Consider the following 14,510-nt stretch of genomic DNA (forward strand, 5'->3'; position numbering starts at 1 on the left):
TACGCGCGGCTACTCCGGGGTACGTCGCGAAGGTGTCCGGCTGCCGGGCCACGGGCCGAGCGACTCCCCCCAGAGCCCGACGTTCCTTCATTGAGTGCGAAGCGGGCGTGGAGGCGGTCGGGCGTATGCTGTCGGGCGTGCATTCGACGTTCGCGACGCCCGGCGGGCGTGAGGGGGTACTCGGCGCTGCACGCGCCGAGCGGAGGTAGCCGGGCCCGTCGCCCGGCCTGAGGCCGGCTGCGACGCCGCTCGACTCTCCGCGGACCGGGCCGGTCCCGCGGCATCCGCTTCCTTGTCGTCCTCGCGGCGACCCTTGTGAACTCTGCCCTGTGAAAGAGGGGAAATCATGCACGCATTCACCGAGAAGGACATCCGCGCGTCCTTCGTCAACGCCTCGCTGCGCGAGCGCAACGCCATCATCGTTCCCGACCTGGCCCATGTCGGCTGGGACGACCTCGACTACCTCGGCTGGCGCGACCCGAAGCAGCCGCTCGCCGGCTTCATCGTGGTGCCGGTCGATGACGAGCCCGTGGGCATCCTGCTGCGGCAGGCCGAGCAGCGCACCCGCACCCGCCCGCAGTGCTCGTGGTGCGAGGACGTCACCCTGCCGAACGACGTCGTGCTGTTCGGCGCGAAGCGCGCCGGAAAGGCCGGACGAAACGGCGACACCGTCGGCACCCTGCTGTGCGAGCGGTTCGAGTGCTCGGTCAACGCCCGCCGCCCGATGCCGCCGGCGTATCTCGGATTCGACGTGAGGGCCGCGCGCCAGCGGCGCATCGAGGCCCTGCGTGCACACGCCGAAGGCTTCGCGCGCGACATCCGCGACGGCGCCTGACATCAGGTGACCGCTGCTCCTGCTACAGCGGCAGGAGCAGCGGCACCATGAGGACGCTCACGACGAGCACGAGCACCGTGAACGGCACGCCCAGCCGGACGAAATCGCCGAAACGGTAGCGTCCCGGCTCCACGACGAGCGTGTTCACCGGCGACGACACCGGCGTCATGAACGCGGACGACGCCGCGAGCATCACGACCATCGCGAACGGGTACGGCGACGCCCCGAGGTGATCGGCGGCGGTGATGGCGATGGGGGCCATGAGCACCGCCGTCGCGGTGTTGGAGACGAACAGCCCGATCACCGCGGTCGTCACGAAGAGGGCGCCGAGGATGAGGGCAGGGCCCGCGCCGCCGAAGGCGCTCAGCAGGGCGTCGGCGGCGAGGTCGATGCCGCCCGTCACCTCGAGCGCCTGGGCGAAGGGCAGCATGCCCGCGATGAGCAGCAGCGTCGGCCAGTGGATCGACCGATACGCCGAAGGCATGTCGATCACGCGGAACAGGCCCATCATGAGCGCTGCGATCAGGGCGGCGATGACGTTCGGCACGAATCCGGTCACCATCAGCACGATCATCACGGCGACGCTGAGCAGGGCGAACGGCGCGCGGTCGGCGGCGGGCGCGACCTCGTCGCCCTCGCTCGGCAGGTCCATCGGTGCGAAGTCCCGCGCCTCCTCGCGGAACCGGTGGATCTGGTTCCAGCCACCCGCGACGAGCAGGGTGTCTCCCGGGTGGAGCCGCCGGTCGCTGAAATCCGCACCCGCGGCGTGCCCCGCGTGCCGCACACCGAGCACCGTCACCTCGTACTCGGTCCGGAAGCGCATTTCACGGATGCTGCGGCCCATGGCCCGCGAGTCGGGGGTGACGATCACCTCCGCCATCCCGACCTGCCGGGCGTAGGACTCGAAGAAGTCGCCGACGACGTCGAGCCGCTCGAGGTCGAGCCGCCGGCGTTCGGCCGGCGACGGCACGATGTCGAGGACGAGGGTGTCGCCGCGCTGCACCACCGTCTCACCTGCCGTGCTGAGCGTCGTCCCTCGCAGGAATCGCGTGCGCTCGAGGCCGAGCACGGAACTCAGGGACGGGGCGAGGTCGGCCGCGGCGAGAGTGCGGCCGATGAGGGGCGATGCGGCGCCGACGCGGTAGCGCCCGGTCCGGCTGTCGACCTCATAGTCGGCGATGAGGCTGCCGAACGTGCGGCGGTCGCTGCCGGACGCGCCGCGGTCGTCGCCCAGGAACCGCCGCGCCAGGAGGATGTAGCCGATGCCGAGCGCCAGGATCACGAGGCCGAACGGCGTGACGCTGAAGAAGCCGAACCCGTCGAAGCCCATGCGGCGCAGCTCCGCATCGACGACGAGGTTCGGTGCCGTCGCGATCAGAGTGAGCATGCCGCTCATGAGGCCGGCCATGCTGAGCGGCATCATGAGCTGCCGCGGCGAAAGACCGGTGCGGGCTGCGATGCTGAGCACCACCGGGATGAAGATCGCGACCACTCCCGTCGAACTCATCACCGCACCGAGCGCCGCGACCGACAGCATGAGCAGCACGATGAGCCCCGGGGTGCTGCTCCCTGCGCGCGCCGACAGCCAATCGCCGAGGCGGTAGGTGACCCCCGTGCGCGAGAGACCCTCGCCCACCACGAAGAGTGCTGCGATGAGGATCACGTTGGGATCGGCGAAGCCCGCGAGTGTCTCGGGCACCGTCAGCACGCCGGTGAGCGGCAGGGCGACGATCACCAGGACCGCGACCACGTCCATGCGTGGCCGGCCGATCGCGAAGAGCACGATCGTGATCGCCAGCAGCACGAGCACCAGGATCAGCTCGCCGCTCATCGAACCTCCGCCCACGGGCCGGGTTCGCCGCATCCGCCCGCTCTGCGAATGCTACCGAGGCGACTGCGTCGGCAGCATACGATCTCACCGCCTCACGGCGGTCCCAGACCGAAATGCACGAGCTCCTCGTCATCGAGCATGCGGCTGCGGATGATGAACCGGTTGCCCGTCGGGCCCTCGACACTGAACCCCGCCCCGCGGCCGGGCACCACGTCGATCGTGAGGTGGGTGTACTTCCAGTACTCGAACTGCGCCTCCGAGATGAAGACCTCGACGGGATCGTCCAGGCCCACGTCGAGCTCGCCGAGGCGCACGTCCGACGGTCCGGTCAGGAACATCCCCACCGGGTAGCACATGGGTGCGCTGCCGTCGCAGCAGCCCCCGGACTGGTGGAACATCAACGTGCCGTGCTGCGCCGTGAGCTGCCGCAGCAGGGCGGTGGCAGCATCCGTCACCGCGACGCGCGCGTAGGTCCGGGTCGGGGTCATCGCGTTCTCCTCGGGGAACGGTGCGACCCGGGCGGAGGCGCTGGGGCTCGCTCCCGCCCGGGTCTCATGGGGAGGGCAGGATCAGAAGAAGCCCATGGCCCCGTCGGCGTACGAGACGAGGAGGTTCTTCGTCTGCTGGTAGTGGTCGAGCATCTTGAGGTGATTCTCGCGCCCGATGCCGGACTGCTTATAGCCGCCGAACGCCGCGTGCGCGGGGTATTGGTGGTACGTGTTCGTCCAGACGCGACCCGCCTCGATCGCACGACCGGCGCGGTAGGCGGTGTCGCCGGAGCGGCTCCAGACGCCGGCGCCCAGGCCGTACAGAGTGTCGTTGGCGATCGAGATGGCGTCGTCGAAGTCGTCGAACGAGGTGACGGAGACGACGGGCCCGAAGATCTCCTCCTGGAAGATGCGCATGTCGTTCGTGCCCTCGAAGACGGTGGGGGCCACGTAGTAGCCGCCCGACAGCTCGCCGCCGAGATCGACGCGCTCGCCACCGGCGAGCAGCTTCGCGCCGCCCGCCTTGCCGATCTCGATGTACGACAGGATCTTCTCGAGCTGATCGTTGGATGCCTGGGCGCCGATCATCGTCGCCGGGTCCAGCGGGTTGCCCTGCACGATCTTGCCGACGCGGCCCAGGGCGTCGCCGAGGAACCCGTCGTAGATCGAGCGCTGGATGAGCGCGCGCGACGGGCACGTGCAGACCTCGCCCTGGTTGAGGGCGAAGAGCGTGAAGCCCTCCAGCGCCTTGTCGTAGTAGGCGTCGCCGGTGTCGCGGGCGACGTCCTCGAAGAACACGTTGGCACTCTTGCCTCCGAGCTCCAGGGTCACCGGGATGAGGTTCTGCGACGCGTACTGCATGATGAGGCGGCCCGTCGTGGTCTCGCCGGTGAACGCGACCTTTCGGATGCGCTTGTGCTGCGCGAGCGGCGCGCCCGCCTCGATGCCGAAGCCGTTGACGATGTTGACGACGCCGGCCGGCAGCAGGTCGCCGATGATCTCGAAGAGGAACAGGATCGACGCCGGTGTCTGCTCGGCGGGCTTCAGCACGACGCAGTTGCCGGCGGCGAGCGCCGGGGCGAGCTTCCACGTGGCCATGAGGATCGGGAAGTTCCACGGGATGATCTGGCCGACCACGCCCAGCGGCTCGTGGAAGTGGTACGCGACCGTGTCTTCGTCGAGCTGGCTGAGCGAGCCCTCCTGGCCGCGCAGCACGCCGGCGAAGTAGCGGAAGTGGTCGACCGCGAGGGGGATGTCGGCCGCCAACGTCTCGCGGACGGGCTTGCCGTTCTCCCACGTCTCGGCGACGGCGATCCGCTCGAGGTTCTGCTCGATGCGGTCGGCGATCTTGTTGAGGATGATGGCGCGCTCGGCAGGCGTCGTGCGCTTCCACGACTCGAACGCCTTCCACGCGACGTCCACCGCGCGGTCGACGTCCTCGACGGTGCCGCGGCCGACCTCGGTGAACGGCTTGCCGGTGACGGGCGTGATGTTCTCGAAGTACTGGCCCTTTATCGGCTCGACGAACTCGCCGCCGATGTAGTGCCCGTAGCGGGGGCGGTAGTCGGCGATAGATCCCCGCTGCCCGGGTGCGGCGTAGACGCTCGAGACGCCCTCTTCGACGATGGTCATTGCTGGTCTCCTTCGACGCGTTCCGCGACGGTCGTCGTCGCGATGCATCGACGGTAGGACGCGCGAGGTTGCAGAACGTTGCGACCGGGTCAGAGGGCGGCTTCGAGCTTCTCGATGCGGGCGACGAGGCCGGCGCGGCGGGGCGAGCGGGCGGGCAGCATCGAGAGGCACAGCCGGAGCAGCTCGACGTCGTCGGCCGCGGCATCCGTGTCGGCGAAGGCGAGCAGGACGTCGACGGATGCCTCGGCCATGAGCGCTTCGCGAAGCGCAACGCGGACGGTGTCGCGGAACTCCTCCACCCCCGGCGCGACGGAGTCGGGGAGCACGTCGCCACGGTAGGCCGCGAGGGCGACGCGGTGGGCGCCGCGATCGAGCAGCGACAGCACCTGGTGCGCGTCGGTCTCGACCTCGACCCCGAGGCGGTACGGCCGCGACTCGGGAACGAGAGCCGGGGCGGCCGTCGTCAGCGCCTTGCGCAGACGCACCATCTCGGCACGGAGGGTCACGGATGCCCCGTCCCCGGCGCTTTCGCCGTACACCAGGTCGCCCAGCCGCTCGGCCGACAGGCCCTGGCGGTGCACGGCGAGCATGAGCAGCAGCTCGGCGTGGCGCGGGCCGAGCTCCGACACGCTCTCGAAGCCCTCGCCCGTCACCTCGAGCTGCGCACGGTCACGCCCGAGCACCCGCAGCGTCGCACGCGTGGGCTCCACGCGCCGGGCGGGCGCCCGCCGGGCCGGTCGCGGCGGTTCTGCACGCGCGCGGAGCCGCGCGACCAGGAGCTCGCCTTCGATCGCGCGGGCCGTGGCATCCACCAGCAACTGCGCCTGAGGGGTGACGGCCTCGAGCCCACCGGTCACGTCGATCACACCGAGGATGCGTCGCGTCTCGGGGTCGTGCACGGGCGCGGCGCTGCACGACCAAGGCTGCACGAGCCGGTTGAAGTGCTCGGCGCCGGCGATCTGCACCGACCGGTCGAGCGCGATCGCGGTGCCCGGGGCCGCGGTGCCGACGGCGTCCTCCGACCAGTTGGCGCCCTCGACGAAGCCCATCCCGCCGGTGAGCCGGCGCACATTGCGGTCGCCCTCGACCCACAGCAGGCGCCCGGCAGCGTCGCCGACGGCGACGACGACGCCCGATTCGGATGCCTCGCCGGGAAGCAGGAGCCCTCGCACCATGTCGATCACCGCGGACAGCGGGTGCGCACGGCGGTACGCGTCGAGCTCCTCGGCCGTGAGGTCGAGGGGTGGCAGCCCTTCGGCGCCGACGAGGCTGTCGAGCGAGCGGCGCCACGAGTCGCGAACCAGGACGCGGACGTCGCGGAGCCGCTCGTCGGCGGTGTTGCCGGCGACGAGCTCCTCATGGGCGCGCTCGATGAGCAGACGCGAGGTCTCTGGCGAGACCGCGCGGCGCTGCGACCAGGAAGATGACACGGCGGCTCCGATCGACGTCGGTGGAGCGTGCCTCCAGTGTAGGTGCGGCACCCCGATGCGGACGACGGATGCCGCGACTCAGGCGCGGGCGGTGACGACGAGGTTCTCTCGGGCCCACGTGCCCAGCTGCTGCAGCACGGGTATCAGCTTCTCGCCCTGTGTGGTCAGCGCGTAGCTCACTGCGACAGGGGGGCCGGGGTCGACGTGGCGGGTCACCAGCTGCGCTTCGGCCAGTTCGGAGAGCCGGTCGGAGAGCACCGCATCGCTGATGCCGGATACTGCGCGCCGAAGCGCGACGAACGACAGCGGCCCACCACCCAGCACGTCGAGGATCATGCCGTTCCAGCGTTTGCCGAGGACCGAGAAGGCGAGGGTGACCGCCGCGTCACACGCGTGGATCTCGCTTTCCTCATCGACCATCACCCCATTCTAGGCATGCTACGCTCGCGCTAGTCGCTCTGTTTTTGCTAGTGACTATGAGAAGAAGAAAGGACCTGTCATGACACTCTTCCGTCTGGACGCCAGCATCCTTCCGGCGACGTCGGCGAGCCGTGAGCTGGGCGACCTCGTCGAGTCCGAGTGGACCGCTGCCCACCCCGACTCGCCGGTGATGCGCCGCGACCTCTCGGCGGACCCGGTTCCCGCGACCGCGTGGCGCGACGCCGTGCAGGGCGGGTTCACGCCCGAGGCGGACCGCACCGACGCGCAGCGCGAGGCGATGGCCCTCGCCCGCACCTTCGCCGATGAGCTGCGCGGCGCCGACGCGCTGCTGTTCACGGTGCCGCTGTACAACTACGGCGTCTCGCAGCACTTCAAGACGTGGTTCGACCTCGCCTACACCGTGCCCGGCATCGATCCCCAGGGCACGGATCTGCGTGGCAAGCCCGCGACGCTGGTCACCGTCCTCGGCGGAAACTACGACGAGGGCACACCCAAGGAGGGCTGGGACCACTCCACCGCCTGGCTGCGCCGCGTGCTCGAGGACGTGTGGGGCCTCGATCTGCGGGTCGTCCACCGCCCGTTCACCCTCGTGGGCGTGAACCCCGCGCTCGACGCGTTCGCCGAGCCGGCCGCCGAACTCAAGCGCTCGGCCGAGAGCAGTGCCGTGCGCTCCGGTCGCGAGCTGGCGGAGCTCCGCGGATCCAGCGCCGCGTGACGACCCCGGGCCGTCCCGTCGACGTCAGGCGCGGGCGGCCCACCACTCGCGCAGGCGGCGCTCGGCCTCCTCTTCGCCGACGATGCCCTCGTCGAGCCGCAGGTCGAGCAGGAACCGGTACGCCTCGCCCACCTCACGGCCGGGCGTGAGGCCCAGCACCTCCTGGATGCGGTTGCCGTCGAGCTCGGGGCGCATCGCGTCGAGCTGCTCCTGCGCGGCGAGCTCGGCGATGCGGCGCTCGATGTCGTCGTAGGCGCGCGCGAGACGCGTGGCCTTCTTGACGTTGCGGGTCGTCACGTCGGCCCGCGTGAGGATGTGCAGGCGATCGAGCTCAGCGTCGGCGTCACGGACGTACCGGCGCACGGCCGAGTCGGTCCATGCGCCCTCGGAGTAGCCGAAGAAGCGCAGGTGCAGCTCGATCAGCCGGCTCACCGTCGCGATCGTCGCGGTGTCGAAGCGCAGCTCCTGCAGGCGCTTGCGCGCCATCCGTGCGCCCTTGAGATCGTGGTGATAGAACGTGACGCCGCCGCCCGGCTCGAGCCGGCGCGTCGCGGGCTTGCCGATGTCGTGCAGCAGTGACGCGAGCCGGAGGGCGACGTCGGGTGCGGCATCCGGATTCCGGGCCTTCTCGAGCTCGATCGCCTGCCGCAGCACCGTGAGGGAGTGCTCGTAGACGTCCTTGTGGTGGTGGTGCTCGTCGACCTCGAGCTGCAGCGCGGGGATCTCGGGCAGGAACTCGGCCATGAGTCCGGTCTCGACGAGAACGCGGATGCCGCGCACCGGGTCGTCCGTCGCGAGCAGCTTCACCAGCTCGGCCTGGATGCGCTCCGGGCTCACGATCTCGAGGGTGCCGCGCAGCTGCTCCATGGCGGCTTCGGTGGCGGGGTCGATCGCGAATCCGAGCTGCGACGCGAAGCGGGCGGCCCGCAGCATCCGCAGCGGATCGTCGCCGAAGCTCACGGCGGGGTCGGTGGGGGTTCGCAGCACGCCCCGGACGAGGTCCTCGACGCCGCCGGTCGGGTCGACCAGCGTCTGCCCGGGAACCCGGAGAGCCATCGCATTCACCGTGAAGTCGCGCCGTACGAGGTCGCCCTCGATCGTGTCGCCGAACTCGACGGTGGGCTTGCGTGTGACGCCGTCGTAGCTGTCGGCGCGGTAGGTCGTGACCTCGACCTGTTCGCCGTGAATGCGGGCGCCGATCGTGCCGAACGCACGGCCGATGTCCCATCGCGCCGAGGAGATCGGCTTCACGATCTTGAGGATGTCGTCGGGGCGCGCGTTCGTCGTGAAGTCGAGGTCGTTCGTCGGCCGGCCGAGCAGTGCGTCACGCACGGGACCGCCCACGATCGCGAGGTCGAAGCCGGCGTCCGAGAAGGCGCGGGCGAGCGTGGAGACGACGGGAGACTCGGCGAGCGCGCCGAGGCGCGCGATGCCCTCGGCCATGTTGAGCATGGCCTCCAGCCTAGCGAGCGCTGTTCACGCGAAACGCAGGAACCCCGTGAACACCAGCTCGCGCACGCGGGGCAGCAGGTCCGCGCGGAGCGCGCCGGCTTCGACCTCGAGCAGATCGGCGATCGCGTCGATGAGCACGCCCACCGCCAGATCGCCGTCGCACGCCCCCACGAGCGCCGCGAGCCCCGGGTCGACGCCCAGCAACCGCCCGAAGCCCCCGCCCTGCCGCAGCTCGATCACCGTCGGATCCTCGGCGCCCGGCAGGTGATGCCTCGCCTCGGTGACATCCGGAGCGACGACGAGCACGGATGCTGCGAGACCCGGGTCGTCGAGCGTGCGCAAGCGGTCGTGCGCCTCGAGCGCGGCCGCGAGGTGCGCTCCCAGCCCCTCACCGGGAAGCGCGGTGTGGAGGGTCTCGTACCGGCCGAGTGTGGGAGATCCATCGGCCGGACGGCGCAGCAGCAGGTAGCCGAAGCCCACCTCGGTCACCGCGCGCGCCGCGAAGTCGTCGAGCCACGCGTCGACGAGCCTCGCGAAGCCGGGCGTGCCGGGCAGCGTGCCGCCGTCGCGCACCCACAGCTCGGCGTACGACAGCGGATCGAGGCGCTCGCGCTCGACCACCCAGGCGTCCAGCGGCATCGGCGACGAATCGACCCACCCGCGCACGCGCTCGAGGCCCGCCACACCGTCCCGCGTCTCCCAGTTGCCCAGCAGCTGCGCGACGCCGCCGGGCGCGAGGTGCGCGCCGACGCCCGTCACGAACGCGGCCACCACGTCATCTCCGACCATGCCCCCGTCGCGGTACTCGTATGCGGGAACGTCCGCGACCCGCGGCGTGATGACGAACGGCGGATTCGACACGACCCTGTCGAACTGCTCGCCCACGACCGGCTCGAAGAGGCTGCCGAGGCGCACCTCGATGCCGTCGATGCCGTTGAGGAGCGCGTTCAGCCGGGTGAACGCGAGCGCGCGCGGCGAGATGTCGGTCGCCACGACGTGGTCGACGTGCGCACGGGCGCGGAGCGCCTGGATACCGCACCCCGCCCCGATGTCGAGCGCGCGCCCCGCGGGGGTCGGCAGCTGCAGTCCGGCGAGCGTCAGTGACGCGCCGCCCACGCCGAGCACGTGATCCTCGGGCAACGGTCCGCCGAGCGCAGCCTCGTCCAGATCGCTCGCGATCCACCACTGTCCGGACCCGGACGCGTCGGCGTACGACTGCGGCCGCACCACGGCGAGCGGGCGCACCTCGTGGTCGATCTCGGCGAGCCCCAGCCGTGCGAGTCCTGCTGCACCGGTTCGCGAGAGCGCCTGATCGACGGATGGGGCGGCCTGCGGCATCCCGAGCACAAGAAGCCTGCCCAGCACGGCGAGGGCGTCGCCGCGGTCGCCGAGGGCGCGCGACGCCGGCGAGCGGAGACCGCGCGCGATCGCGTCGTCGGCCGCGGCGCCCCACGCGTCTCGCAGTGCTTCGGCGGTGAACCCCGCGCTCCGGAGGTCGGCGGCGAGGTCACGGCAGAGGTCGGTATCCGGTTCGGGCAGCACCCGTCCATTCAACCGCGCCGCCTGTCCTCAGGCGGGCTCGGAGGCTCGGACCGTAGAATCTCCTCGATCGTGCGGTCAGGACATCGCACAGGAGCGAACCCCGACAGGATGATCGTGACTTCACCGCGAGCCCCGCGGCGTGCCCCGCGCCGCGCACCGCGCCTCGTGACCGCCGGCCTGGCGGCCGTGGCGGTGCTCGCCGGGCTTTCGCTGCCGGCTCCGGCGTTCGCAGACCCGACGCCGACGCCCTCGCCGACCGCGACCTCCGCCGTGCCTGCCGGCACCACCGTGTTCACACTCTCGCCCGTCGCGAACGGCATCGTGAACCCGGGCGACGCGCTGAGCGTGTCGGTGTCGATCCAGAACGGCACCGATGCCGAGGTCGCCCCGGCTGCCGTCACGCTGTCGCTGGGGCGTACGCCGATCGCCGATCGCGACGATCTGGGCGACTGGCTCGACGGTGCCCCAACCGACCTGGCGCTCCAGGAGATCGGCACCGACGAGATCGCTGCGGTCGAGCCCGGCGGTTTCCAGGTGCGCGGCATCACGATCGCCGCCGACGATCCGGCGCTCGCGGGCCTCGGGCCCGGCGTCTACCCCCTCGCCGCGTCGTACCCCGGGCCGGAGGGCACCGTCACGTCAACGAGCACGATGATCGTCCCGCCCACCGAGGCGACGGACGTCGGCATCGGCGTGATCGTGCCGATCACGGCGGGCGCCCTCAGCGAGGGCCTCCTCACCGCGGAGCAGCTCGCCGAGCTCACCGCCCCCGACGGTGACCTGACCAACCAGCTCGACGGCGTGACCGGAACCTCCGCGATCCTCGCGATCGACCCGGCAGTGCCTGCGTCGATCCGCGTGCTGGGCACGTCGGCGCCCGAGTCCGCTCTCGAGTGGCTCTCGCGCCTCGAGAGCATCCAGAACTCGCGCTTTGCCCTCCAGTTCGGAGACGCCGACGTCACCGCGCAGCTTCAGGCGGGGGTGCCCCGGCCGCTCCAGCCCACCTCCTTCACCGCCTACATGTCCGAGTCGAACTTCGCGGCGCCGACTCCGACACCGACGCCTGCTCCGACACCCACCCCGGCTCCGTCGGACGCACCCGCGCCAACGCCCACACCGGCACCCGACAGTGCGCTGCCGAGCACCGAAGAGCTGCTCACGGTCGGCCCCGCCACTCGCCAGGGCGTGTACTGGCCCGCCGAGGGAACCGCGGACGCCGAGATCATCTCGCGCCTCGCAGACATCGCCACCACCGACGGCACCGCTCCGGTGACCCTCATCCCCTCCTCGACGACCGACGCGGGCTCGGACGGGCGTACCGTGTCGGCGCACGGCCGGGTCGGCGAGGGCGAGGTGCTCGTCTACGACAGCGACATATCGGCCGCCCTCGACGACGCATCGCAGGAGGAGGAGTCCTGGCTGCGCGGTGCACCGCTGACCGCCGCGACGGCCTACCTCGCCTTCGCGGCGGCCGACACGAACGGCCCGCTCCTGGTCACGGTCGGCCGCGGCGACGGACGCTCCCGCGTCGACCTCGGCGCGGCGATCTCGGCCGCCTTCTCGGCCCCCGACGTGACGCCCCGCACGATCGCCACGGTCGCGGCGGGCGACGCCTTCGACGTCGAGCTGACCGACGTCGAGTCCTCGCCGGAACGCGCGGCCGCCGCATCCGCTCTCGTCGCAGACGAAGGCGAGCTCGCGCGATTCGCCACCATCCTCGATCAGCCGTCGCTGCTGACCGGGCCGGAGCGCGCCGACATCCTGCAGCTCCTGGGCGTCGCGTGGGTCGGCGACGCCACATGGCCCACCGTGCTCGCGGACCATCGCGCCGCAACCGCCGCCACGCTGGATTCCGTCGCACTTCTCCCCACGAGCCCGAGCGACCTCTACGGCTCGAGCGCCGCGCTGCGTTTCTGGGTGCGCAACGACCTGCCGTACCCTGTCAACCTCGTGCTCTACACGACACGCGACAACCTGCGCCTGGACGTGCAGGGCGAGACGCCCATCGTCGCGACACCGCAGAGCAACACGCGCGTCGAGGTGCCTGTGCAGGCCCGCGTCGGCCGCGGCGACGTCACCCTGACCCTGCAGCTGCGCAGCCCAGCCTTCGTCGCGATCGGGCAGCCGCAATCCGTCGAGGTCAACGTCTACGCCGACTGGGAGGCCGTCGGCATCGCCGCCCTCGCCGTGCTCGTCGGAATCCTCCTGCTGTTCGGCATCGCCCGCACCGTCCTGCGCATGCGCCGTCGACGGAAGGGGACGGATGCTGCCGCCCCCGGTGATGCCGACGCTGAGGCGGGCGCGGGGTCCGAGCCGGAGACGGTCGACACCCAGGCCGGGGCCAAGGTCGAAGGTGCCACGCCGGGGGTCGGGGGTGAGCCTCGGGCCGCGGCCGACCCGGCCGGCGTGCCCGCGACGACCGAGGGGAACGAGAAGTGAGCGGGATCGGGCGCGCGAGCGTGCTCATCGGCGCCGGCACGATCGTCTCGCGCCTCACGGGGTTTCTCCGCGGCATCGTTCTCGTGGCCGTCGTCGGCGCGGTCGGCAGCCGCGCGGGTGACGCGTTCACGACCGCGAATCAGCTTCCCAACAACATCTACGCGATCATCTCCACCGGCCTGCTCACCGCGGTGATCGTGCCGCAGATCGTCAAGGCGGCGTCCCACCAAGACGGCGGCCGCGCGTTCATCTCCAAGGTGTTCACGCTCGGCACGGTCGTCCTGCTCGTCGCGGCGGTGCTCGCGACCCTTGCGGCACCGTGGCTCGTGCGGCTCTACGCGCCCGGCTACGCGCCCGATCAGCTCGCACTCGCCACCACGTTCGCCTACTGGTGTCTTCCGCAGATCGTCTTCTACGGGCTGTATGCGCTCGTCGGCGAGGCCCTCAACGCGCGACGGATCTACGGCCCGTTCACCTGGGCGCCGATCGTCAACAACATCGTGTCGATCGCCGGCTTCCTCCTCTTCCTCGCGCTGTTCGGCGGTCCGGTGACGGAGGTCGTGGACTGGACGCAGACGATGATCGTGCTCCTCGCTGGCACCGCCACGTTCGGCATCGTCGTGCAGGCGGTCATCCTCTTCTTCTTCTGGCGCCGGACCGGGCTTCACGTGCGCCCTGACTTCCGCTGGCGCGGGGTCGGTCTCGGTCAGATCGGCCGCCTGGCGGGGTGGACCTTCCTGATGGTGGTCGCGGGTCAGCTGGCGGGGCTGCTGCAATCCCGCGTGGTCTCGGAAGCCTCCGGTGCCGGACCTGCCGCCGCGGTCTCGGCGAACGCATGGCTGCTGTTCATGCTTCCGTACTCGATCATCGTGCTCTCCATCGGCACCCCCTATTTCACCCAGCTCAGCGAGCACGCCCATGCCGGCCGCGACGACGACGTCCGCGCGGACATCGGCCGCAGCATCCGCACCCTCGGCGTGTTCATCGTGATCGCGACGTTCGCGTTGGCCGCGGCCGCAGTTCCCGCCTCCCGCATCTTCACGAACTCGGCCGACGACGCCGTCGATGCCGCATGGGTGCTGCTCGCATACCTGATCGGGCTCGTGCCGCTCGCGGTGCTGTTCGTCATCCAGCGGACGTTCTACGCCTACAGCGACACCCGCACGCCTTTCTTCTTCACGCTGCTGCAGTGCGGAATCGTCATCGCCACGGCGTTCGGCGCGCGGGCGCTGGTCGACGCCGACGTCATCGGGCTGGAGTATCTCGCCGCTGCTGTGGCGGTGGGCCAGTCGCTCTCGAGCATCGTCCAGGTCGTCCTCGCGACATGGCTGCTGCACCGGCGGCTCGGGAGCCTGGCGATCGGATCATGGATGCTGTCGCTCGGCCGGTTCGTTCTCGCGGCGATTCCGGCGGCCGCTGCCGGGTGGCTCGTGTTCCTGTGGTTCGGCGGCCCCGACGGCTGGACGGCGTCGAGTCAGCTGCTCGGAGCGGTCGGCGCGGCCGTCATCGGCACGGTCTCCATCGCGGTGTACGTCGGCTTCCTGGCGCTGCTGCGGGCGCCCGAGCTTTCAGTGGCCACAGGCCTCGTGCGCCGCCTCCTGCCCGGCCGCCGCTGAGACCGCTCGCCCATGTGTCCGCGAGGGGCGCGGGGAACGGGTCACGGAATGCCACGCGGTTACCATGTGTTGAGGCATCCGGAGCCATC

General features: G+C 71.0%; 11 protein-coding genes. 4 read left to right on the top strand and 7 right to left on the bottom strand.

The features are described 5' to 3' along the window. Window positions 1–346: 346 nt before the first annotated feature. Window positions 347–835, top strand: coding sequence for an FBP domain-containing protein (locus JNB61_RS07130; protein WP_220339188.1), 489 nt, complete (start codon window positions 347–349; stop codon window positions 833–835). A gap of 22 nt (window positions 836–857) precedes the next feature. Here JNB61_RS07130 and JNB61_RS07135 read toward each other — a convergent pair whose 3' ends face one another. The 5 genes from JNB61_RS07135 to JNB61_RS07155 form a co-directional block, all read right to left on the bottom strand. Beyond that, window positions 858–2,666 carry an SLC13 family permease gene (locus JNB61_RS07135; RefSeq protein WP_220339189.1) on the bottom strand — a complete coding sequence of 603 codons (1,809 nt, stop codon included), beginning with the start codon at window positions 2,664–2,666 and terminating at the stop codon, window positions 858–860. 92 nt (window positions 2,667–2,758) lie between these two features. After that, window positions 2,759–3,154: a DUF779 domain-containing protein gene (locus JNB61_RS07140; RefSeq protein ID WP_220339190.1), complete on the bottom strand. Its 396-nt coding sequence runs from the start codon at window positions 3,152–3,154 to the stop codon at window positions 2,759–2,761. Window positions 3,155–3,235: 81 nt separating this feature from the next. Beyond that, window positions 3,236–4,786: an acetaldehyde dehydrogenase ExaC gene (gene exaC, locus JNB61_RS07145; protein ID WP_220288910.1), complete on the bottom strand. Its 1,551-nt coding sequence runs from the start codon at window positions 4,784–4,786 to the stop codon at window positions 3,236–3,238. Between the two features lie 89 nt (window positions 4,787–4,875). Continuing rightward, complete coding sequence (locus tag JNB61_RS07150) at window positions 4,876–6,216, bottom strand: helix-turn-helix domain-containing protein (RefSeq protein WP_220288911.1); 1,341 nt, start codon at window positions 6,214–6,216, stop codon at window positions 4,876–4,878. 78 nt (window positions 6,217–6,294) lie between these two features. Continuing rightward, window positions 6,295–6,636: a winged helix-turn-helix transcriptional regulator gene (locus tag JNB61_RS07155; RefSeq protein ID WP_220339191.1), complete on the bottom strand. Its 342-nt coding sequence runs from the start codon at window positions 6,634–6,636 to the stop codon at window positions 6,295–6,297. A gap of 79 nt (window positions 6,637–6,715) precedes the next feature. Between JNB61_RS07155 and JNB61_RS07160 the strand changes: the two genes are divergently transcribed. Then, window positions 6,716–7,372, top strand: coding sequence for an FMN-dependent NADH-azoreductase (locus tag JNB61_RS07160; RefSeq protein ID WP_220339192.1), 657 nt, complete (start codon window positions 6,716–6,718; stop codon window positions 7,370–7,372). A 24-nt stretch (window positions 7,373–7,396) separates the two neighbouring features. On the opposite strand, the gene JNB61_RS07165 is transcribed toward JNB61_RS07160, so the two are convergent. Together JNB61_RS07165 and JNB61_RS07170 are read right to left on the bottom strand one after the other, a co-directional pair. After that, a complete protein-coding gene (locus JNB61_RS07165) occupies window positions 7,397–8,824 on the bottom strand; it encodes a CCA tRNA nucleotidyltransferase (RefSeq protein ID WP_220339193.1) in 1,428 nt (475 codons plus the stop codon). A gap of 24 nt (window positions 8,825–8,848) precedes the next feature. After that, on the bottom strand, window positions 8,849–10,366 hold the full coding sequence (locus JNB61_RS07170) for a DUF7059 domain-containing protein (RefSeq protein WP_220339194.1): 1,518 nt from the start codon (window positions 10,364–10,366) through the stop codon (window positions 8,849–8,851). 114 nt (window positions 10,367–10,480) lie between these two features. Between JNB61_RS07170 and JNB61_RS07175 the strand changes: the two genes are divergently transcribed. Together JNB61_RS07175 and murJ are read left to right on the top strand one after the other, a co-directional pair. Further along, window positions 10,481–12,805: a DUF6049 family protein gene (locus JNB61_RS07175; protein WP_308291218.1), complete on the top strand. Its 2,325-nt coding sequence runs from the start codon at window positions 10,481–10,483 to the stop codon at window positions 12,803–12,805. Beyond that, window positions 12,802–14,421: a murein biosynthesis integral membrane protein MurJ gene (murJ, locus tag JNB61_RS07180; protein ID WP_220339195.1), complete on the top strand. Its 1,620-nt coding sequence runs from the start codon at window positions 12,802–12,804 to the stop codon at window positions 14,419–14,421. Before JNB61_RS07175 ends, murJ begins: the two co-directional genes overlap by 4 nt. Window positions 14,422–14,510 lie beyond the last annotated feature (89 nt).

Source organism: Microbacterium ureisolvens, from assembly GCF_019511645.1.
Taxonomy (GTDB): Bacteria; Actinomycetota; Actinomycetes; order Actinomycetales; family Microbacteriaceae; genus Microbacterium; species Microbacterium ureisolvens_A.

What these genes read in the sequence shown, in the direction of transcription:
- JNB61_RS07130 (WP_220339188.1), top strand. Translation starts at nt 347, where the DNA reads ATGCACGCATTCACCGAGAAGGACATCCGCGCGTCCTTCGTCAACGCC.
- JNB61_RS07135 (WP_220339189.1), bottom strand. Translation starts at nt 2,666, where the DNA reads ATGAGCGGCGAGCTGATCCTGGTGCTCGTGCTGCTGGCGATCACGATC.
- JNB61_RS07140 (WP_220339190.1), bottom strand. Translation starts at nt 3,154, where the DNA reads ATGACCCCGACCCGGACCTACGCGCGCGTCGCGGTGACGGATGCTGCC.
- exaC (WP_220288910.1), bottom strand. Translation starts at nt 4,786, where the DNA reads ATGACCATCGTCGAAGAGGGCGTCTCGAGCGTCTACGCCGCACCCGGG.
- JNB61_RS07155 (WP_220339191.1), bottom strand. Translation starts at nt 6,636, where the DNA reads ATGGTCGATGAGGAAAGCGAGATCCACGCGTGTGACGCGGCGGTCACC.
- JNB61_RS07160 (WP_220339192.1), top strand. Translation starts at nt 6,716, where the DNA reads ATGACACTCTTCCGTCTGGACGCCAGCATCCTTCCGGCGACGTCGGCG.
- JNB61_RS07165 (WP_220339193.1), bottom strand. Translation starts at nt 8,824, where the DNA reads ATGCTCAACATGGCCGAGGGCATCGCGCGCCTCGGCGCGCTCGCCGAG.